This window comes from Candidatus Bartonella washoeensis Sb944nv (assembly GCF_000278135.1).
Taxonomy (GTDB): Bacteria; Pseudomonadota; Alphaproteobacteria; order Rhizobiales; family Rhizobiaceae; genus Bartonella; species Bartonella washoeensis.
This window is the reverse complement of sequence record NZ_JH725022.1, coordinates 201,031-222,124: the sequence shown is the minus strand read 5'-3', so window position 1 is coordinate 222,124 and position 21,094 is coordinate 201,031. Positions and strand designations below refer to the sequence as shown.

The following is a 21,094-nucleotide window of genomic DNA, read 5'->3' as shown; positions in this document are numbered from 1 at the left end:
TCTTCAATTTTATAAACTCCAGAAATTCATACATCTTCAAATCCCCCCTCTTCTGCGTGATAATACGTTACTACCTCACCTTAAGTACAGTTATACTCATCCTCATGTGAAAACTCTAGAAACATATTGAGAAAATACCCACCCGAATAGATCAATTGTCATACATTCTCTCCATCTTTAGTAAGCGAAAATTAGCATTAAGGTTTATTCGTCTTTTTACCCATTCACTTCGTTCCTGTGTTTTAAAATTAATAGCTTTGTAAATATTTCCATTCTTGATTCTGCATAAATAGCTATAAACAGCAGCATTTCTGCCCCCCCCAACAACACTTATTGGCTGATGGTAAGAGATTCTTTTCGCAGAAAAAGAAATGTTTTTTCCTTATCTATTGAAGATAACATCTTTATTTTTTAGGTGATCAATTAATTTTTCGATATTAAAACTCAATAATTCATGAAAACGTTTATTCTTTTACTTGCTCCTCAGTGCAAATTTATGAACTTTAAATAATAGAGTGGGTATCATTTCTTTTTGGAACGCCCTACAAAAGGATTTTCAGAGGCCCGTAATGATATGCGAATTGGTATACCTAGCATCTCAAATGTATCGTATAATCCATTGACAAGATAACGCAAATACGATTGAGGCATAACCTTTGGTCGCGAGCAATAAATCACAAATCCAGGAGGACGTGTCTTAACCTGCGTTATATATTTAATCTTAAGTCGGCGACCAGAAACTGCAGGCGGTGGATGATGCGCAACGACAGTTTCAAGCCACCGGTTGAGTTTTCCAGTGGAAATACGACGATTCCATACACGGTGCATCATCATGATATTTTCCATAAGTTTATCAATTCCTTGGCCATATTGACCCGATAAAGGAATAGCTCTCAAACCACGAACTTGAGGAAGAAGGCGAGCACATTTTTCATGTAAATCAACCAATGTTATCTGACTATTTTCAACAAGATCCCACTTATTGAAAGCAATAATTGGAACACGCCCTTCACGAATCACAAGATCAGCAATTTGTAAATCTTGCTTTTCAAAAGGCGCAGTTGCATCAAAAACGATTACAACCACTTCAGCAAAACGGATTGCACGCAAAGTGTCAGCAACAGAGAGTTTTTCTAATTTTTCTTGAATTTTCGACTTTCGACGCAATCCTGCAGTATCAAAAAGTTTAATATGACGACCACACCATTCCCAATCCACAGAAATAGAATCACGGGTCAATCCTGCTTCAGGTCCTGTTAACAAACGCTCCTGTCCCAACATCCTATTAATGAGGGTTGATTTTCCCGTGTTTGGGCGACCAGCAATTGCAATCCGAAGGGGTTTACTTTCATCATAAACAGAATCTTCCTCCTCCAAATTATGCACATAATCATCAACAGAAGCGGACTGTCTAGAAATATGTTCTTCTTCGTCCTTGCTTTCAAAAGCTCTCTCTTTACCAAGAGAACCGACAATTGCATCACGAAGATCTGAAAGCCCCAAACCATGTTCAGCAGATATTGGACAGGGCTCCCCCAAACCCAATGACCACGCCTCATATTCTCCCCCTGTTGCCAATTTTGACTCCGATTTATTGGCAACAAGCACAATAGGTTTCCCCGACTTGCGAACTAATGAAGCAAAATTTAAATCACTCGGCATTATTCCACTTTTCGCATCAAACATGAATAAAATAAGATCAGCTTCATCAATGGCGGCTTTTGTCTGAGAACGCATACGACCTTCGAGTGTATGATCACCCGCTTCTTCTAACCCAGCTGTATCAATCACATCAAAACGCAGATCTTGAAGTTTTGCCGCATGAATACGCCGATCGCGAGTCACACCTGGCTTATCATCAACTAAAGCCAATTTTTGCCCAACCAAACGATTAAAGAGCGTTGACTTCCCAACATTGGGGCGACCAACTATAACAATGGTAAGGCTCATCAATTTATTCCTTATTTGCCTTGCCCTCAGCTTGTATAAGCTCAAGCATAATTCGCGCCCTATCTGCTATTTTGGATCCTAGAGTACCTTCTTCAGAAATCTTCCTAAAATAATAAACCGCATCATCTATTTTATCTGCTTTATAAGCAGCTAAACCCAAAGCCTCTCTCGCAGACATACGCATAGGGTCAACATCACTTGCTATATCTTTGACGCGTTTTTGCACATCATCAAAACTCCCTGTATCAACCAAAATATAAGCTGCCCGAATTTTTGCAACTTTCCGCAAAATTTGCGGTGCTTTTTCATCAGCTGCGACAGAATCAAAGACCTCTACCGATTTAACAGTATCCCCTTTTTCCATAAGTAAAGAAGCCTCATGCAAACGAGCAAGAAAAGGATACCCCCCAACGTTAGAAGCTTTAACAGTTTCCAATTGTTTCATCGCTTCATCAAAACGACGTGTACCCGCAAAATCAAAGGATTTTACAAATAAATCACCAATATAAGCGGCTTTTTTCATTTGCTCATGATGATAAATTTGATAAGTGACTACCGTCAGCAAGAAAATAATAGCTGCAACAATAATAGAAAAACCATAACGTTTCCAAAAAGCAAGAGCCTTGTCCTGACGAAACTCTGCATTCACTTCAGCAATAAAACTATCATACGACATATAATCATACCTTGAAAAACAATTACTTTCCGCGCTTTTACGCATAAATGAACAAAGATGGTAGCTCTAATTAAACCAAAATCTAAAAATTGACAGCCTATTCGTTCCAAATAAATTGTATATCCAATCAGATTAGGCTTTTGCAAATACATCCCTCAAAAAATGTTACTGCCTTTTGATTCATATTACAGCTTTTACATATCTTCATTTTGTAAAAACAATAAATTTATCACCACCTTAATTTCCACATAGTATATCCACAACCCACTAATTAATATGTACGAAGCATCCTTTTAAAAACTGAAAAGCAACCGTTGCATTGGCTTTTCAAAATCCTTGGTTGTGAAATTACATTGGGAAGCCAATTTATTAAAAAACTTGAACAAAAAAATATGACGAAATTTCTATCATTGGAAATATCGGAAACCAAATAAACAAGTATTGTTATCTAACATCAAAGAAATGCTGGAGTTTATAATAGAGGCTTGATGCAAAACGAAAATTCCAAGCAAAACTCTTTACATAATGTATTCTCTTCAACTTAGCTTCATCCAATTAATAACCCGTTTCACTGATTACTTAGAGGTTCCGCAAATGTTCTATTATAATGGCCAAATCCACATGAGCATTGGAACCGCAACAATTACTATTAATATTGCCAACGGAGCACCAAAGCGTGGATAATCACTAAAACGATATCCTCCAGGCGCCATCACAAGCATATTACTTTGATGTCCAATAGGGGTGAGAAACTCACACCCCGCACCAATTGCAACAGCCATCAGAAAAGCTTCAGGCTTATAATGAAGAGAATGAGCAAAACTTGACGCAATTGGTGCAACCATCATCACTGTTGCTGCATTATTCAAAAATGGCGTTACCAACATAGCTGTAATCAACATAAGTGCTAATGCACCAGATGGTGGAAAAAATACTGCTAATTGACTAAGCCACTGACCTATAAGATCTGTGCATCCTGTCTTCTCTAGTGCTTCACTTACCGGAATAAGCGCTGCTAATAACACTAATATTTGGCCATCTAATGCCTGATACAAATCACGCGCTGGAAGAACTCGAAAGATAACCATTGCAGCGGCAGCAGAAAAGAAAGAAAATGCAACTGGAATAATCTGAAAAGCCGTAAAAATGACAGCTATAAAAAGAATAGCTAAAGATACGAAACCATGTCGTAAATTGCCAAACACAATATTCCGTTTTGCTAAAGGCAAACATTTCAGTTCCCTTAACAAAGTTGGAATAACCATATCCTGTCCTTGCAAAACAATCACATCTCCAAGATGGAAAACAATATCACCAAGCCTTCCCCGTACTCTTTCATGTTGGCGACTTAACGCAAGCAAATTCACATTATAATGATCAAAGAGTGAAAAGCTTTTCGCACTGATACCAATAAGAGGCGAATTATGTGTGATGACTGCTTCAACAATATCAATGTCGCTATCCTTATCTCCTGCGGAAATAGCTCGATCCGTAGAAAATTCTAAACGAGCAGCACTCATCACACTATCTAGCCCTGTATGCGAGCCTTCCAGCAAGACAATATCGTTTTCAGACAAAACAAAATCTGGAAGTGGTGAAATAAATACTTCGTTTCTGATGATTTGAATCACCATAACATCACCGCCTGATGGCTTAACCAGATCAACAATGGTTTTTCCTACAATTGGTGAATTTATTGGAACATGGACTTCCGAAACATAATTACGGATATCAATAGCATCATCAAACGAAGCACCTGAACGTACACGCACAGGTAAACGCCAAGAAAAAAAGATCAAATATAGAACACCAACAGTAGCAACAGCTGCACCAACCGGCGTAAAATCAAACATAGAAAAAGGAGCACCTGTTAAACGTTCTTGCATAGCTGAAATAACGACATTGGGGGAAGTCCCTATCTGAGTCATAAGACCACCCAACAAAGAACCAAATGCCATTGGCATTAAAAAAATAGAGGGTGAAATCTGAGAACGACGAGCAAATTGAAAAGCAATCGGAAGCATAATAGCCAAAGCTCCAATGTTTTTAACAAACATTGATAAAAACACCACAGAAATAACCAAAAAAGCTAATTGAAGGCGCACTGAATTCACTTCTGGCCATATCCGTTGAATAATAAATTCCATTATTCCAGAACGCGATACAGCCGTACTAACAACAAATACACTCCCCACAATAATAACAATATCATTACTAAAACCACTAAATGCCTGCTTCGGGCTAACTAAGCCAACAGTGCAAGCAATCAATAATGTACAAATAGCGACAAGATCATAACGGAACCGATCCCAAATAAAAACGACCATCATGAGACCAATGATAGAAAAAGCCATTATTTGATTTTCTGTCATGTTTCCCATCTCTCCCCATTAAACTGCAATAAATAAAACTATATCTTTTGTGTTTTAACTGTTCCTATAAATAGCGGCAAGATAACAGCAGACATAAGCTCACTTTAGAGTGATAAATATGGTCAGCACATACTTCTCTGCTTAGTTATAAACGCTTTTTTATAAAATGTTGAAACCAAAGAAAATTGCTGACAGTTGACAAAAACGTTTTGCAAAAAAATTAGAATGACTCTCCACGTAAAAGAGGATAAAAATAGATAATTATTGAACTGGTGCACGCTATGTTTGAGCCCTTGTCATTGCTTAAAGAAATTTGTGTACATTCTCAGAGTAAAACAAAGTATCACAGAGAGTGATAAAAGCGAAAGAAGAAATGATGGTTAATCTTAATGGTCGATACCAATGGAATCTGAAATACTGGCTAACATGTATTAGCGGATTTGTTGCTGTTCTGACGATGATAGTTGTTGGCGGTTTTTATATAGCAAAACCCTATCTTGACAGTTTTGTAAAACAAGAAATAGCCCACCGTTCAATAAGAGCAGAAACAGCTGAAGTCAGCATCATAGGCAAAGTCAACTTGACAAATGTTACTCTGCCAGTTCCTGCAGATGTATCACTTAAAATTGGTGCCATTTCAGCCCGTCCTCCTCTTTCTTTTATTCCTGGTACTTTCACACTTTATGATATTGACTTAAAGCATAATAATATTCACATAAAAATTCCCCAAATTTCTCTTAACAGCGTATATCTTAAAAAAAAGGATACAAAAATTCTATCCCACATTCTGCAATCGATTATGCGTATTGAACTTTCCTCAATTGTTGCACCAGATATACTACTTTCTATAGAAGATGAAAATAAAATCACCGAAAAACTTGAGATAAAGGACTTTCAGCTTTTAGGTTTTAAAAATGGTCATATTGGTTCTGTCGGCTTTAAAAATATGAACCTTAATATGACAGCTAAAAATGGTGAAAAAAAAACGCATATTATCAGCAAAAGTGATGCAATAAAAGCACATGATATTGACATCTATAACTATGCTGATTTTATTATTTTTGGAAAAAAGAATTCTATCAATCAAGTAAAAAACGTTACTGGTCCTATTTCTCTGAAAAATCTAATCGTTGATATTTCTGAAGGAGAAGAGAAAAACATCTCTTTATCTCTTGGTACATTTAAAACATCTGGTTTTAAAATGCAACCATTGGAGCAAACAACTGAAAATTTGATCAAAGCTTATCTTAACGAAAAAAAAGTAACTAACAAAAAAACTGAGAAAACAGCACGTCGTGATATTCTCATAAATAACTTGCTCGCTATTACCTTAGCCGATGCAGAAGTGAATAACCTCAAGATCGATACACCACGATTTAAAGAAACACTCGAATCATTCCAATTCACACAAAGCTTATGGAAGCAGCCTATACCAAAAAAACTTCTTATCTCTTTCAATAACCTTTCAATTTTACCTAAAAAAATGAGAAAAGAAGATTTAGAGCTCTTAAAAAAAATAGGTATTGAACACTTTGATTTTTCAGAAAAATTTGATATTTCTTATGACGAGAGAGAGCGTACGCTTTCTCTTAATGCAATGTCTTTCAATATAGAAAATATTGGATCTGGAAAAGTATCAGCGAAGCTTGTTAATGTTGATGAAAAACTTTTTTCTGCTCAAAAAGATTTAATGATTACTGCTTCTCAAGACCTTGGTATCACTGATATTAACATTAGCTATACAGATGCTGGTTTCATTGATAAGCTTTTTTCTTATCTTGCACAAAATCTTGGTGACACAAAGCATGATCTCAAAAAAGAACTCTATGACAATTTCTATCTGATGATGACACAAACCCCAAAAATATTGCTAAAAGATCATGAAAAAGCCGAAAATATTTCAAATTCTCTTGGAGACTTCGCTAAAAATCCACAAACATTAACCATAAAAATAACAGCAAAAGATAACAAAGGCCTTACAATGGTAGATCTGGGAACCGCACTTCAAAATGATTTTTCCACTGTTCTGAATAAAGTAAATCTAAGTGTCAAAAATCAATCATCACCCTAAAGCATTTGTTCAGTTTAAAAAATGATAATCTTGCTCATAAGATTTAAGAGCTTTATTCCTCTTTTTTTCTTTTGTGTGGTAGAATAGAATGATACGTGTAACAATCTACGCAAAAGATATATATTAGCAGGAATGTTGATAGTTGGAGTTGCTTATGTCTGCTTTATCCTCAAATCGCTTGCCAAATCGCGCCTCTCTTGTCACAAATAGGGCACTCTCTGCTCTTGAGCGTTTTCTCCATATTGAGGCGCTCAGTGGTATCGTTCTTTTATTAGCCGCTGCTGCCGCGCTCATTTTTGCTAACTCTCAATATGCTTCTCTTTATGAATCATTTTGGCATACGCCTCTTGGCTTTAACTTTGGCCATTTTTCACTTTCATGGGATTTACATTTCTGGGTGAATGATGCTCTCATGACTGTTTTCTTTCTCGTAGCCGGAATGGAAATTCGGCGAGAAATTCACGAAGGCGCTCTCGCCGATTTTAAACAAGCAATTTTGCCAATTGTTGCAGCAATAGGCGGAGTTTGTCTCCCTGCAATTATTTATCTTAGCTTCAACTTTAATGGTGGCCATACACATGGTTGGGCCGTGCCAACAGCAACAGATATTGCCTTTGCCCTAGGCATTCTTGCTCTTCTTGGGAAAAAAATTCCTGCTAACCTTCATGTTATTCTTTTATCATTAGCAATTATTGATGATATCATCGCTGTTCTTATCATTGCTTTCTTCTATTCAACTAACATTGATCCTAGTGGTTTAACCATTGTAGTAGCAGGGATTGCTCTGGTGCTCTTTTTTCAATGGATTGGTCTCGCATCGGCATGGCTCTACATTCTACCTGGTGCCATCATCTGGTGGGGCTTAATGATAACGGGCGTTCATCCATCACTGGCTGGCGTAATTCTAGGTATGATGACTCCGGTTTTTCCTACTCGTACTCTTGTAGCTCCGCTCACAATATTGAGCAATGCAATGCAAATCCTTCAAGAAAAAAATATAAAAACAGATCTGCACCATATCTCAACTGCATTGAAAAAAATACGCAAAGGGCAACGTGATATGATTGCACCAGTAATACGTGTTCAGAAAGCATTACATCCATGGGTTGCATACGGTGTGATGCCAATTTTTGCCTTTGCAAATGCTGGTGTTAGTTTTGCAAATTTTGACCTTTCTTCTGACAAATCATTCTTTGTTGTTCTCGGTATTGTCATTGGCTTATTTATCGGTAAACCGTTTGGTATTATCACTGCTAGTTATCTAGCAGTAAAATCAGGACTATGCCGCTTGCCTCCTCATATAACATGGACAGGCATTTTGCTGATTGGATTTTTAGCAGGAATTGGTTTTACAATGTCTATCTTCGTTTCAATGTTGGCTTTTAAAGATATTGTTTTGCTTGATTCTGCAAAAATTGGTGTGCTCTGTGGTTCTGGTTTATCTGCTCTTGTCGGCCTTGGGTATGGGTTCATTTATATTAAGCGCAATAAGCGCAGTAAAAAAGGTGCCTCATAATTCTCAATGAATTAAAAAAATTCCACTTTTTTATGGAAACCGAGTTTTACGCAATTATAGGGATGATGATAAGGAAAACACTTTGCTTTATAATGATAATTTATTTTTTGCATGTTGAAGAGACCCCTAATACCGTAAGATTCTTTTATTTCAAATCTTTTTATATTGAATCAATTAAAACCATTCACTTACGCGTCACAAGCGGAACTGGCATGTAGATAAAAAACACTTGAAGAAAGAAGGAAAAATACTTCTTATGAACCGTCTCAACGCAAGAGCTGTCACGACATTGAGAGCTAGAAAATAGTATAATGGTGCCAGCTTATACCTTCATAAGCGTAAAGATCGTGTTGTTCAATGAATCTATCGTTATATCAATCACGAGTGTCGTCGTGAAATAGGCTTGGGTCCCATTGAGAAATATTTCTTTTAAAAAAAAGCACGGGAGCACGTGAATTGCAATACAATTGCGTTCTGTTTTATATGAGCGGCGTATTCCCATTAAAGAACGTGAAAAACAAAAGCATGAGGCAATACACAATCTTTATTATTTAAAAGGTGTTGCTGTGGATGCTTTTAAAAGTCGTAAAGCCGAATTAAAAGGAAATGATAAAAATGGAAGCTGGTTTTCACCTGTATAGCTTCATATTCTCCCCCAATTAGGCAGTCTACCTGTTTCAGAAATTACGCAAATAGATAGATGGAACACTCTTCCACCCATTTGGCATACAAAAGCTTGAACTGCTCATAAAGTATTGAATCCATCTTAATCTATGCCTCAAACAGACTGCTGCGTTGGGATTAGATGTTGTTTTGCAAGCAAAAGAAAAAGCTTTATTAGGTAAACAACGTTATAAAAAACCATTAATAGATCGGCAATGGATTTGGAGAAATATCCGCGCTTTTTATACAATACTTTGCAAAACAATAATCCATAAAACATCTGGCTATCCTTATAAATGTTGGTAAACATCCTTTGCATCATATTCGTAAAGACAAGATTGATGGTGATCTATGGAAAATTCCTGCTAAAAATATGAAAGGTCGACATAGTGCTAAAACAGATTTTCGCGTACCTGTATCATCAAAGACAATAAAGGTGATTAAAAAGATCCGTTGTCTTTCCAAAAGTGATTTCTTGCTTTTTCTGGACGTAGTGGTCTTAGTAGAAATTGTCTGTCACAATACATGCAACGTTTTTGACTTGAAGTGAAGCACTCGAAACCCCAACTACAACCTTGGTAAAAAGACTGCAATGAACAATGTGTTGCGCATCTCTTGCTTGTCGATTATCCTATATACGCCGTTTATATCCATTAACTAATCAAATCTGCATGATGAAATTGAAATGAAGATATAATATTCTATGCCAATCACCCATTATCGTAATTGCAATGAATCTTTTTTATGCAGCTTCACGATAAAGTTGAATAAATTTCAAAAAGGCAATGCACTTTTCCCACTTATTCATCAATGAAAAAACAAAATATACTTAGAATACTTTTTTATAACTATGATCAGCTACAGCATAACAAATCAACCAACCTGCTTTTTAAACAGTTGGTATAACAAAGTGGATTATCTTTTGATTCATTGAGAATTATGAGACACTTTTTTACGCTTGATATAAATAAGCTTATATCCAAGGCTAACAAAAGTAGATAAATTAGACCTTCCCCTCAATCGATATGCCAAAGGAAAAAGAAAGCTTTTGCACATTTTCTAAATTGAGAGTATTCTTTTACCAGTAATTGTTAAGAAAATCTTTATTCCAGATATTTATTTTATCCTCATGAAAAGGATAAAATTCTCCTACGCGATAAACATAAAGCTCTAAATGAGCCTTTGAGAAAAGCAAAATATCAATAGAAAATATTTTATCCATTATATTTTGCGTAATTGCATGAATAACCCGATGAAAACAATTTTTGTGAGCACTCTGATATTAACCACTGCATTTATACAGCTTCCCTCGCGTAATACGCATCTCTGAACAGCCGCACCTCCCCTTCCCTAATATACCCCGCTCGTAGGAAACCTCCATATTCCTACAAATATGAATATCTCATAGTATTTCGAATGTGCTTGGAATTAAAAAATTCTTATCTCTTATCAAGTCCATAAACAGCATGTAATGTTCTGACCGCAAGTTCAGTGTAAGCGCTATCAATCAAAATAGAAATCTTAATCTCGGAAGTCGTGATTGCTTGAATATTAATACCTTTTTCAGACAGAGCCTTAAATGCTGTAGCCGCAACACCTGCATGACTGCGCATTCCAATACCAATAACAGACACCTTGGCAAGGTCGCTTTCAAATTGAATAACGTCAAACCCTATTTCTTTACGATTTTTCTCAAGAAGTGCAACGGCTTTATCCACATCTGCTGATGGTACAGTAAAAGTCATATCAGTTTTTGAGCCATCTTCAGAAATATTTTGCACAATCATATCAACATTAATTCGCTCTTCAGCCAAGGGGCCAAAAATTGCTGCGGAGATCCCTGGGCGATCTGCAAGTCGACGGAGCGAAATTTGCGCTTCATCCTTAGCAAAAGCAATACCAGTAACATTCTGTTGTTCCACGATTTCATCCTCATCGCAAATAAGTGTTCCAGGAGAATTCATTGGATCTCCCACGCCTAAAGCATCGGGATCCTCAAAGCTTGAACGCACAAAGGTACGGACTTGATGAACCATAGCCAGTTCAACAGAACGAACCTGTAAAACCTTCGCCCCAAGAGAAGCCATTTCAAGCATTTCTTCAAAAGCCACTTTGGGTAAACGGCGTGCCTTAGGTTCTACGCGTGGATCAGTTGTATAAACACCATCCACATCTGTATAAATATCACAACGATCAGCCTGTATAGCTGCCGCTATTGCAACAGCGCTTGTATCTGATCCACCACGCCCCAAAGTAGAAATCCGATTATCTGGTGCTAATCCCTGAAAACCAGCAATAACTGCTACCTGACCTTCCTGAAAACGCTGTATTAAAAAAGATCCATCAATATCTGTAATACGGGCACTACTATGTGCATTATCAGTATGAATAGGAATTTGCCAACCAAGCCATGAACGAGCATTTACTCCCATTGCTTGAAGTGTAAGGGCTAATAAACCCGCCGTAACCTGCTCACCAGAAGCAACAACCACATCATATTCGTAAGCATTCTCATGCGTTGGAGAAGCCTCACGCGCCCACTGAACAAGCTCATTGGTTTTCCCCGCCATTGCAGATACAACAACTGCAATCTCATTGCCTGCATCCACTTCTCTTTTGACATGCCGCGCAACATTATGAATACGTTCAATGTTTGCCACAGACGTTCCGCCAAATTTCATGACAATCCGCGCCATCAATAACACTCTTACCTTTACGTTTCTTATCTCAAACGACAGTGAGAATAAGGCCTTCCCCCGTATCAACAAACTCCTTTCTCACATACCCAATATCTATCATTTGCGCAAGCCCAGTATGTATATGTTAATTTCCCTTGACTTTGGATAAAATCCACTTGATTTGATGATTAAAAAATAAAAGGAGAGCAATATGATAAATGAAACACGCACCACTATTGATCAGAATGAAATTGATCATTTTTCTCGTATTGCTGCGGAATGGTGGAATCCAAAAGGAAAATTTCGCCCCCTTCATAAATTTAATCCAACGCGTCTTGCGTACATTAGAGAAAAAATCTGTCTAGCATTTAATCGTAATCCTGTTTCACTCACACCTTTCAAAAATTTGAAAATTCTCGATATTGGCTGTGGGGGAGGTTTATTATGCGAACCAATGGCACGTCTTGGCGCTACTGTTATAGGAGCTGATGCTGCGCAAACGAATATTGAAGTTGCAAAAATCCATGCAAGCCAAAGCGGTCTTTCAATTGATTACCGTACCACTACTGCAGAAATGCTGGCCGCTGAAGGAGAGCAATTTGATATCATCCTCAATATGGAGGTTGTTGAACATGTTGCTGATGTCAATCTCTTCATAGCAGCTACAGCAAAAATGCTTAAACCAAAAGGACTGATGTTTATCTCAACACTTAACCGCACATGGAAAGCATGGGGGCTAGCTATCGTAGGTGCTGAATATGTTTTACGCTGGCTTCCTAAAGGAACTCATGATTATAAAAAATTCCTAAAACCTCAAGAACTTAAAAATTTCTTATTACAAAACGATCTGACTGTCATTGATGAGATAGGCATTACCTATAACCCCTTAAATGACAGCTGGAATCGCTCAAAAGACATGGATGTTAACTATCTGCTCCTCGCAAAACGACCTTCATAGTGCAAACCATAAACTACAGCTATTTCATGCCTTCTCTATTTCGTGCCTTCCAGTAAAGCGTCGAGTTTTCCCTCATCATCTAAAGCGTAGAGATCATCGCAACCGCCGACATGATAATCACCTATAAAAATTTGTGGAAATGTATTACGGCCATTTGCACGCTGCACCATTTCTTGACGAAGCGAAGTTGAGGCATCAATGTCTGTATATTTTACACCTTTTTTATCAAGCAAATCACGTGCTTTTGCGCAATAAGGACAGTTAGGGCGTGTATAAAGTATTATCTCTTTCATAATATTATTTTCCAATGTTTTTTAAATAGTATCAACTTTAAGTCACTCTCAATAATTGGGAAAAACGGAGGCTTCTTCTAGAACTCGCGAAAATGTTAGAACATCAACCTGCCGTGCACCTGCACGTTTTAATGTTGCAGCCGCCGCAGTAACTGTTGCACCTGTGGTGAAAACATCATCAATCAACAAAATAGAACGTCCCTTTAGATATTTCTTAACTTTACGCGGCACCTCAAAGGCATTTAGCATATTAAGTTTTCGTTCTCTAGCAGATAAACTAACCTGTGGACGTGTATGTCGACAACGCGTGAGCCATCCGGGCTTAAAATTTTTTTTCTGTGTTACTGCAATATAACGAGCAAGCTCAGCAGATTGATTGTAACGTCGCCCCAAAAAACGACGAAAATGCAAAGGAATGGAAATAATGACATCACAATCATCAATAATCTCGCGCCCAGCAAACACCATCCAATTGGCCATAAAAGATGCCAGTTCTATATGATCACCATATTTCAATCGTGTTACAAGGGTTTGCGCCACTCCCTTATGAACGATAGCCGAGCGAACACGCGAAAAAGGAGGAATCTTTTGAAGTGCTTCACCACTGAGAAAACCATCCCCCATATCACAAACAAAAGGAATCCCCATAACAGGACAATAAGGTTTGGTGATAAATTGAAGACCTTTCCAACACTCAGAACAAATTGTACCATAAGCAGAAACTCTTTGCTTACATCCAGGGCAAATCGGTGGATAAAGAATTGTTAGTAAGCGTTCAACGAGCTTACTGAGTATATCCCCACCACTTAAAGCCATTTCTCGAAAGCATAACATCATCAATTCAGGCTTTTATAGCTTCCCTACACACCAAAGTTTTTTATGTATTTTTTAAATTTAATTCCTTTAAAAACTCTTACCTCTTATAAATTTGTTTTTCTTTCACATCATAAACTTGACAGAACTTGCGTAAAAATGAACCTTTGTAAAATATACTTTGAATCATAGAGCGAAAGACCTCAACGACATGTCATACTCTTTAATTTTTGACCATGCCCGTATTGAACAATTCCGCAAACGTGCTTTCCAAAAAGCAAAAGAGGGATACGATTTTTTACTGTCCTATATGGCTGAGGATCTCTATAAACGTCTCAGTACTGTTGATCGTCATTTTACATTAGCTCTAGATCTACACAGTCATACAGATCTTGCAGCACAAGTTTTAATGAAATCTGGAAAAGTCCATTCCATAGAACGCGTCGAAACCGACATGCTCTATCAAAGCCATGACAAAAAATTTCATTTACGTCATCGAGAATTCCTTGATTTTCCTCAATATTATTGTGACCTTATCGTTTCACTACTTTCATTACAATTGACCAATGATACCCCTGGTGTTCTCACTCAGATAAAAAATATCCTTAAACCAGATGGATTATTTCTTGCTGTTATGGTTGGAGCTGGTACATTAAGAGAATTGCGGGAAAGCTTACTGCAGGCTGAAACTGAAATTTACGGTGGAGTTAGTCCAAGAATTTATCCTTTTGCCGATATTCGTGATGCCGGAGCTCTTTTACAGCGTATTGGTTTTGCCTTACCCGTAGCAGATGTTGAAGAAATCACTATACGCTATAATACAATGTTTGATCTTATGCATGATCTTAAAGCTATGGGGATGCAAAACGCACTCATTAATCGCTCACGACGCCCCGTGTCTAAACGTTTTTTCCTTCGCGCTGCTGAAATCTATGCAAAACGCTTCAGTGATCCCGATGGTCGCATTCGCGCACATTTTTCTTTCATCTGGCTCTCAGGTTGGGCTCCGCATGAAAGTCAACAAAAGCCTCTAAAGCCAGGCTCAGCTCAAATATCTCTTGCAAATGTTTTAGTAAGAGCACGGAAGAAACTATAAAAATTATTTTTCAAAAATACTTTTATCCGTTGTACGCAACATCTGACTGGTTATAGTGCCAGCCACCATTGAATCACTTACATTTAAGGCTGTACGTCCCATATCAATTAAAGGTTCAATAGAAATGAGTACAGCAACCAAAGAAACAGGAAGCCCCATAATTGGTAACACAATCAATGCAGCAAAAATAGCACCACCACCAACACCAGCAACACCAATAGAACTCAATGTGACAACACCAACGAGAGTAGCAATCCAGGTAGGATCAAGAGGATTAATACCTACTGATGGTGCTATCATGGTTGCAAGCATCGCTGGATAAAGACCTGCACAACCATTTTGTCCAATTGTTGCCCCAAAAGAAGCTGCAAAACTTGCAATTGATTGTGGTACACCGATCCACTGCGTTTGTGCCTCAATGTTCAAAGGAATACTTGCAGCACTTGAACGGCTACTAAAAGCAAATGTTAAAACCGGTAAGACCTTTTTGAAAAAGCGAAATGGATTAATCCCCGATATACCAAGCAATACAGCATGAACTCCAAACATGAAGATAATACCAATATAAGAAGCAATGACGAAAACCAGTAATTTTAAAATATCTGCAACACTTGAAGTCGCTCCTACCTTAGTCATAAGTGCAAAAATACCATAAGGTGTCAAAGCAATCACAATACGTACTAACCGCATAATCCAAGCTTGTGCAACCTGAATAAATAAAAGGGCTTTTTCCCCTTGATCTGAATCATCTTTCTTTAAAAGAGTAACCGCTGCCCCTAAAAATGCCGAAAAGATAACAACACCGATAATTGATGTACGCTTGGCCCCACTCAACTCAGCAAATGGATTTTTAGGAATAAAGGATAAAATCATCTTTGGTACGCTCATATCTCCAAGTTGAGAAACACGCGATTCAAGAATAGCAGCCACATTTTGCCCTTCATGTACCAAACCATTCACTGTTAATCCAAAAAAGTTAACCACCAAAACGCCCACCAATGCTGAAATAGCTGTTGTAAAAAGCAATATTGAAATTGCCATTATACTAATTTTGCCAACAGCATAAACAGAATGCAAATGAGCAACTGCTGAAACAATAGAAATAAAAACCAATGGCATAACAATCATTTGCAGTAACGAGATATAACCATCGCCAACAATGTTAAACCATTCAACAGATTTCAAAAGAGTCGTTTCCCCGCTCCCATAAATAACCTGCAAAACAGTTCCGAAAATCAAGCCAAGAATAAGGCCAAGCATGACACGCAGAGAAAGACTCCACTGCATGTTCTTAGTTTGAACAAGCCATAACAAAAAAATAACAAATAAAAATAAATTGATGAAAAAATTAAATGTCATTGCCTATGCCCATTATTGTTATGCTTGTGTTTATGCTTGATATTGAATAGCATGCATGACTTAAAATCAATGCGTAATATTCGGAAATAAAATATAAAACTTACGCTTTTTTTATAAAATCATTATTTTTTAATTTATCGATTAAAAGAGAATTTTTTATCTACTAATAACTGTTTAAAGAAGATAAAAAATCGAATGAATAACGTTATCATTCTTCCTGCTACTTAAAACGATAAGCTCTTTAGTAACGAGCAAGAAACTTGTAGACAATTCCATGACTTGTTTTTCTTAATATTACAATATCAAACCATCCTTACCAATTTTATTATCGACATTTTCAGAAGCTTTCAACGCCATCTCTCTTTAAATATGTATCAATTTGTTGGAAACAGCCTTTACACTTTCTTTCCTAGCTCTTTATGGAACCTCTTCTCTGTTCTTTGAAACATCTGTTGTAAATTCTCTTCTGTCATAAAATATTTCTTCTAAACACAAACGCAAAGAGTTTTGGATTCATAATGTTATGTCGAAACGCACTATGATACGTGCTGAATGTGCCATTAATACAATTTGTAATAAATTACCAACACAAAAAATACATACAATATAATCAGTGTGAACAAATAACTGACATTTATGAAGTAATAGCTGTATTCAAAATTTATCTGTTTATGAAAACAAGGAACTAAGTTTTCTATAATGTGTACTGTGATATTTAGAGCTTTATCTTCTATAATATTATCTGGATATACTAAAGTAAAAAATCTAAATGAATACAACAAACTTTATCAAACATATATAATAAAAAATACAAAGTTTTAGAGTTCCGCAACAAGACGGAAATAGCAAAAGAATATGTAGAAGTATTCACGACGAAGCTAAAGCATGTCACACCTACAGAATATGTTAAGGGGCAGTTTTGGAAATATTTAATAGAATTGCGAACTGATCCTCCAAAATTTGATATCCTAAAGCATTATCATATAGCGTTTGTTTTAGGGGGACACTTTGCCAATTTGTGGCAAGATGATAGAGAAAAATCAACGCTAGTGTCTAACAACTTAAAAGAAAGACTCAAGATTTTTCAAGCTAATGCAATCAAATACGATGCTGCTTGGAATAATTTAGAAGGCATTTTCCTCCTAGCAAAATTTGCAACAAACATTGATGATCCAATGTTTGATTATGCAAAAAATTTCTATCTTCTCCAAATGGCATTATTCGAGAAGAGAAAATTATGGGGACAGAAAGAATAATAACACGCAATTCTATAACGCGTTTTTAAAATACAGCTGCCGTTTGCGGTCTTGCTATACAGCTATACCATTTCATAACGCGAAAAGAGAGATAATATCACTAATGAGATTGCCCTTTTAAAAGATGGAAGCAATACAATATATCTTTAATCAACAAAATAAGCGCTTGTTACCTTATCTGAACAAAAATTTAGCTCTTGTATTTTTTATTTCAAATAACAGAACATCTTGTATATCCGTAGTGAATAAAATAACATGTATTGATACAAAAAGAAAAAGTTATAAGGTAAATCAAATACTGAGGAACAAAAAAAACATTTATGTCGAAAGCGTATTTCAAAAAAATATTTTTTTCGTACAATATTTTGATTTATAAAGATAATTTATCCTTTCTTTACTTAACTAAGTGTACTGCAGACAATAATATGTTCTCATTTTATAACTGTCTTAAAGTAAATTAAAAAATATTCGCTTATACATTACAGGCAGGATGAGTATGTAGAAAAAATGTTTAAGAAACAGTGAAATATGCCTCTTTAACCCTCGTTTTAATGCAAAAAAAACAATTTAAGTTGAGAAAGTATCACCATAGTACTGATCTATTGCTTGTATAAGTAAAGATGACAACACTTAATAAACTTTGCATTATACTTCTCATCAATGACACTGAGAAATGCAATGTTTCTTTTAAAGAAAGCCTGTGAGTTAACAGCAATAATGGTGTACACTTCTTTAGAAAATGCAGTGATTTTTTTTACTTCAAAATCCTAATAGGCGCATTCTAAAAAAACTGGTTCAATAGCCTTTCCCCAAATAGAATGGTAATTGGATAAAAGTTTATCAGCAGCTGTCTGCTCCATAACAATCACCTCTTCCAAAGGATTGAGAAAAATTGTCTCATCACAACCATCAACATCATACTTCCGGCGATTTTTTAAACCTTTGCGCGAAATAGCAATAACTTGACGTGCTAATTCTAAAATTATGGTCTGACGAAAAGGTGTTTTTAGACCTTCTTTTGGAACACGTTTGCGTAGCTCTAAAACTTCTTCAAAACACCAATCTTTTGTCAATGCCTCTGCCTCATTTAGCGCTTCACTATCATAAAGAAGACCAACCCAAAAAGCCGACAACGCACAAATATGCTGCAAAGACCCACTATCAGCGCCTCTCATTTCTAAAAATCGTTTTAAGCGTACTTCGGGAAACAAAGTCGATAAATGATTAATCCAATCTCCTATATTTGGCGTTGAATTTACAACCTGCCCCTTTAAAGCTCCATTCATGAATTGGCGAAATGTTACATGTGTACAATCATGATAATGACCATTGCGGACAATGAAATACATTGGCACATCAAGCGCCCATTCAATGTAATCCAAAAAACCAAAACGCTCAGAAAATATAAAAGGAAGAACCCCAGATCTCTTATTATCCGTATCGCACCAAATTTTAGAACGCCAAGATAAAAAGCCATTTGGACACCTTTCAGTAAAAGGTGAACTGGCAAATAATGCCGTCGCAATAGGCTGTAACTTCATTGACACTTGCATTTTTCGTCGCATGTCAGTTTCAGATGCAAAATCAAGATTAACCTGAACAGTCGATGTTCGATACATCATATCAAGACCACTTTTTCCAACTTTCGGCATATAATTGGTCATAATCTGATAACGAGACTTGGGCATCCGCGGAGTTTCGGCTAATGTCCACTTTGGGCTAGCACCAATACCAAGAAAGCCAATGCCCAATGGCTCTGAAATTTTCTTGAGAAGAGCTAAATGCTCCATTGCTTCGCAATAAGTATGACCAATTGTTTCCAGCGGTGCACCAGATAATTCAAATTGCCCTCCAGGTTCCAAAGAAATAGCACCTTGACCAACTGATCCTATGAGCCCGATAATATTCCCTTCATCTAAAATGGGTTTCCATCCTAAAGCTTCTTGCATTCCCTCTAAAAGCGCACGGATTCCTCTTTTGCCTTCATACGGAACAGGGCGGAAACCATCTTTATAGAATGGAAATTTTTCATGTTCTGTACCAATACGCCAATCATTTTCTGCTTTACACCCCCCTTGGAAATAGCTAACCAGGGAATCTAAGTTATAAATTTCACTTTCATCAGTTATATCAAGCGCCATAACTTATTTTATCCTATCATTAGTTCTATCACTTTAAAATGAACCGTTTAGAATGATTTTACAAGCTTCTCAATCAATTGACCAATCCCCCACGCTAGCATTAAGAAGGGCCAAAGCGGCAACAGCTGCAGTATCAGCGCGCAAAATACGCGGACCTAATGATATCGGAATCACAAAAGAATGTTTTTTTAAAAAGCTCCGCTCTTCTTCACTAAACCCACCTTCTGGTCCAATAAGGACGCCCGATGCTGTAATTTCTTGCTCTCTTAAAATAGGAAATGGATTTTTCAATTTGTGCGCTTCATCACAAAAGAACAAAGGTCGTGTCTGATCCCAACGTGCTAAAAGCTCTGCTAACGACACAGCAGGTACGCATTCAGGCAGAGATAAAATACCACACTGTTCAGAAGCCTCGATAACATTAGCTTCCATACGGGCCATATTGATACGAGTAACCTGCGTGTGATGTGTTACAACAGGCTGCAAAACTGATACCCCCATTTCTACAGCCTTTTGTACCATGTAATCCAAACGTGCATTTTTCAGTGGAGCAAAACAGTAAATGAGATTCGTATGCGCCGTTTGCAATCTTTCCTGATAGGTAAGTTGAGCCACAACAAATTTTTTTCCAACCGTGACGAGTTTAGCAAGCCACTCACCATCCTGTCCATTAAAGAGCAAAATTTCAGCCCCTTCTTGCATGCGCAAAACACGTACAAGGTAAGAAGCTTGAGGACCCTCTATTGTTATTTCTTTATTCAAAGCAAGTGGCTGCCGAATAAATAATCTTTTAAGTTTATAATTCATGCGCATAAAAATTGTGCCAGAGCTAACTATAATCGTTACGAAAATGAAGGAAAATATATAACAAAAAGAAAAAATTATATCTATAGAACTATAATCTATAAAGGAATATAGAGTTTTTTCAGCTTTATGAGATAATAACGGGAACAAACAGAATGCTAAGTGATTCTGCTCTTGTACAAACTCATCATAACAGGTCATTTACCATTGCGTTTTGTGATTTATTGCATGATTGGAGGAAAAATATGTCTGCAAAAAAAGCCACAGTTATTACTATCACCACCCTTCTAGCCTTTATTTTGATTACTGTAGGAATTGGCTCCGTTGGAGCCGATGGAAAACATACAATCGCTGAAGATGGCTATGGAATCTCCTCTCAGATTCAATAGGCATGAGCTACATATCATTCAAATTTTTATATTAACATAATATCTTTCAACAATTTTCT

16 protein-coding genes are annotated in these 21,094 nt (G+C 36.9%); 7 read left to right on the top strand and 9 right to left on the bottom strand.

The features are described 5' to 3' along the window. Positions 1–522 precede the first annotated feature (522 nt). From der to MCQ_RS00930, 3 genes are all read right to left on the bottom strand, one after another. The gene (gene der / locus MCQ_RS00940) at positions 523–1,950 is read right to left on the bottom strand and encodes a ribosome biogenesis GTPase Der (protein ID WP_006922983.1); all 1,428 of its coding nucleotides are present in this window, start codon (positions 1,948–1,950) and stop codon (positions 523–525) included. 4 nt (positions 1,951–1,954) lie between these two features. After that, a complete protein-coding gene (locus tag MCQ_RS00935) occupies positions 1,955–2,626 on the bottom strand; it encodes a DUF2659 family protein (protein ID WP_006922982.1) in 672 nt (223 codons plus the stop codon). Between the two features lie 602 nt (positions 2,627–3,228). Continuing rightward, positions 3,229–4,998 (bottom strand): SLC13 family permease, encoded by a 1,770-nt coding sequence (locus tag MCQ_RS00930; protein ID WP_006922981.1) that lies wholly within the window; start codon positions 4,996–4,998, stop codon positions 3,229–3,231. Between the two features lie 376 nt (positions 4,999–5,374). On the opposite strand from MCQ_RS00930, the gene MCQ_RS00925 reads away from it, so the two are divergent. The 3 genes from MCQ_RS00925 to MCQ_RS09280 all read left to right on the top strand — a co-directional run bounded on the left by MCQ_RS00925 (position 5,375) and on the right by MCQ_RS09280 (position 9,226). Further along, positions 5,375–7,069, top strand: coding sequence for a hypothetical protein (locus MCQ_RS00925; RefSeq protein WP_006922980.1), 1,695 nt, complete (start codon positions 5,375–5,377; stop codon positions 7,067–7,069). A gap of 154 nt (positions 7,070–7,223) precedes the next feature. Further along, positions 7,224–8,585 (top strand): Na+/H+ antiporter NhaA, encoded by a 1,362-nt coding sequence (gene nhaA / locus MCQ_RS00920; protein WP_006922979.1) that lies wholly within the window; start codon positions 7,224–7,226, stop codon positions 8,583–8,585. 467 nt (positions 8,586–9,052) lie between these two features. Continuing rightward, positions 9,053–9,226, top strand: a complete 174-nt coding sequence (locus MCQ_RS09280) for a hypothetical protein (RefSeq protein WP_181461106.1) — start codon at positions 9,053–9,055, stop codon at positions 9,224–9,226. A gap of 1,461 nt (positions 9,227–10,687) precedes the next feature. Here the strand turns inward: MCQ_RS09280 and MCQ_RS00905 are convergent. Next, positions 10,688–11,944 (bottom strand): aspartate kinase, encoded by a 1,257-nt coding sequence (locus MCQ_RS00905; RefSeq protein WP_006922978.1) that lies wholly within the window; start codon positions 11,942–11,944, stop codon positions 10,688–10,690. Between the two features lie 193 nt (positions 11,945–12,137). On the opposite strand from MCQ_RS00905, the gene ubiG reads away from it, so the two are divergent. After that, positions 12,138–12,884: a bifunctional 2-polyprenyl-6-hydroxyphenol methylase/3-demethylubiquinol 3-O-methyltransferase UbiG gene (gene ubiG, locus MCQ_RS00900; protein ID WP_006922977.1), complete on the top strand. Its 747-nt coding sequence runs from the start codon at positions 12,138–12,140 to the stop codon at positions 12,882–12,884. A gap of 35 nt (positions 12,885–12,919) precedes the next feature. Here the strand turns inward: ubiG and grxC are convergent, their stop codons facing one another. Together grxC and MCQ_RS00890 are read right to left on the bottom strand one after the other, a co-directional pair. Further along, on the bottom strand, positions 12,920–13,177 hold the full coding sequence (gene grxC / locus MCQ_RS00895) for a glutaredoxin 3 (protein ID WP_006922976.1): 258 nt from the start codon (positions 13,175–13,177) through the stop codon (positions 12,920–12,922). Between the two features lie 48 nt (positions 13,178–13,225). Then, a complete protein-coding gene (locus MCQ_RS00890; protein ID WP_006922975.1) occupies positions 13,226–14,011 on the bottom strand; it encodes a ComF family protein in 786 nt (261 codons plus the stop codon). 190 nt (positions 14,012–14,201) lie between these two features. Here MCQ_RS00890 and MCQ_RS00885 point away from each other — a divergent pair, with 190 nt between their 5' ends. Then, positions 14,202–15,086 (top strand): methyltransferase domain-containing protein, encoded by an 885-nt coding sequence (locus MCQ_RS00885; protein ID WP_006922974.1) that lies wholly within the window; start codon positions 14,202–14,204, stop codon positions 15,084–15,086. 3 nt (positions 15,087–15,089) lie between these two features. On the opposite strand, the gene MCQ_RS00880 is transcribed toward MCQ_RS00885, so the two are convergent. Then, on the bottom strand, positions 15,090–16,445 hold the full coding sequence (locus tag MCQ_RS00880) for an L-cystine transporter (RefSeq protein ID WP_006922973.1): 1,356 nt from the start codon (positions 16,443–16,445) through the stop codon (positions 15,090–15,092). A 1,016-nt stretch (positions 16,446–17,461) separates the two neighbouring features. Here MCQ_RS00880 and MCQ_RS08530 point away from each other — a divergent pair. Beyond that, positions 17,462–17,701 (top strand): hypothetical protein, encoded by a 240-nt coding sequence (locus tag MCQ_RS08530; protein WP_146739232.1) that lies wholly within the window; start codon positions 17,462–17,464, stop codon positions 17,699–17,701. 767 nt (positions 17,702–18,468) lie between these two features. Here the strand turns inward: MCQ_RS08530 and MCQ_RS00865 are convergent. Together MCQ_RS00865 and MCQ_RS00860 are read right to left on the bottom strand one after the other, a co-directional pair. Next, on the bottom strand, positions 18,469–19,842 hold the full coding sequence (locus MCQ_RS00865; protein WP_006922972.1) for a glutamate--cysteine ligase: 1,374 nt from the start codon (positions 19,840–19,842) through the stop codon (positions 18,469–18,471). A gap of 69 nt (positions 19,843–19,911) precedes the next feature. Next, positions 19,912–20,655 (bottom strand): 16S rRNA (uracil(1498)-N(3))-methyltransferase, encoded by a 744-nt coding sequence (locus MCQ_RS00860; protein WP_035007645.1) that lies wholly within the window; start codon positions 20,653–20,655, stop codon positions 19,912–19,914. A 236-nt stretch (positions 20,656–20,891) separates the two neighbouring features. On the opposite strand from MCQ_RS00860, the gene MCQ_RS09275 reads away from it, so the two are divergent. After that, the gene (locus MCQ_RS09275) at positions 20,892–21,035 is read left to right on the top strand and encodes a hypothetical protein (protein WP_006922970.1); all 144 of its coding nucleotides are present in this window, start codon (positions 20,892–20,894) and stop codon (positions 21,033–21,035) included. Positions 21,036–21,094 lie beyond the last annotated feature (59 nt).

Bases quoted from the DNA above. Each gene is read 5' to 3' on its own strand.
- MCQ_RS00930 (WP_006922981.1), bottom strand. From the start codon at position 4,998: ATGACAGAAAATCAAATAATGGCTTTTTCTATCATTGGTCTCATGATG.
- MCQ_RS00925 (WP_006922980.1), top strand. From the start codon at position 5,375: ATGGTTAATCTTAATGGTCGATACCAATGGAATCTGAAATACTGGCTA.
- ubiG (WP_006922977.1), top strand. From the start codon at position 12,138: ATGATAAATGAAACACGCACCACTATTGATCAGAATGAAATTGATCAT.
- der (WP_006922983.1), bottom strand. From the start codon at position 1,950: ATGAGCCTTACCATTGTTATAGTTGGTCGCCCCAATGTTGGGAAGTCA.
- nhaA (WP_006922979.1), top strand. From the start codon at position 7,224: ATGTCTGCTTTATCCTCAAATCGCTTGCCAAATCGCGCCTCTCTTGTC.
- MCQ_RS00885 (WP_006922974.1), top strand. From the start codon at position 14,202: ATGTCATACTCTTTAATTTTTGACCATGCCCGTATTGAACAATTCCGC.
- MCQ_RS00880 (WP_006922973.1), bottom strand. From the start codon at position 16,445: ATGACATTTAATTTTTTCATCAATTTATTTTTATTTGTTATTTTTTTG.
- MCQ_RS09275 (WP_006922970.1), top strand. From the start codon at position 20,892: ATGTCTGCAAAAAAAGCCACAGTTATTACTATCACCACCCTTCTAGCC.
- grxC (WP_006922976.1), bottom strand. From the start codon at position 13,177: ATGAAAGAGATAATACTTTATACACGCCCTAACTGTCCTTATTGCGCA.
- MCQ_RS00865 (WP_006922972.1), bottom strand. From the start codon at position 19,842: ATGGCGCTTGATATAACTGATGAAAGTGAAATTTATAACTTAGATTCC.
- MCQ_RS00860 (WP_035007645.1), bottom strand. From the start codon at position 20,655: ATGCGCATGAATTATAAACTTAAAAGATTATTTATTCGGCAGCCACTT.
- MCQ_RS00935 (WP_006922982.1), bottom strand. From the start codon at position 2,626: ATGTCGTATGATAGTTTTATTGCTGAAGTGAATGCAGAGTTTCGTCAG.
- MCQ_RS00905 (WP_006922978.1), bottom strand. From the start codon at position 11,944: ATGGCGCGGATTGTCATGAAATTTGGCGGAACGTCTGTGGCAAACATT.
- MCQ_RS00890 (WP_006922975.1), bottom strand. From the start codon at position 14,011: ATGTTATGCTTTCGAGAAATGGCTTTAAGTGGTGGGGATATACTCAGT.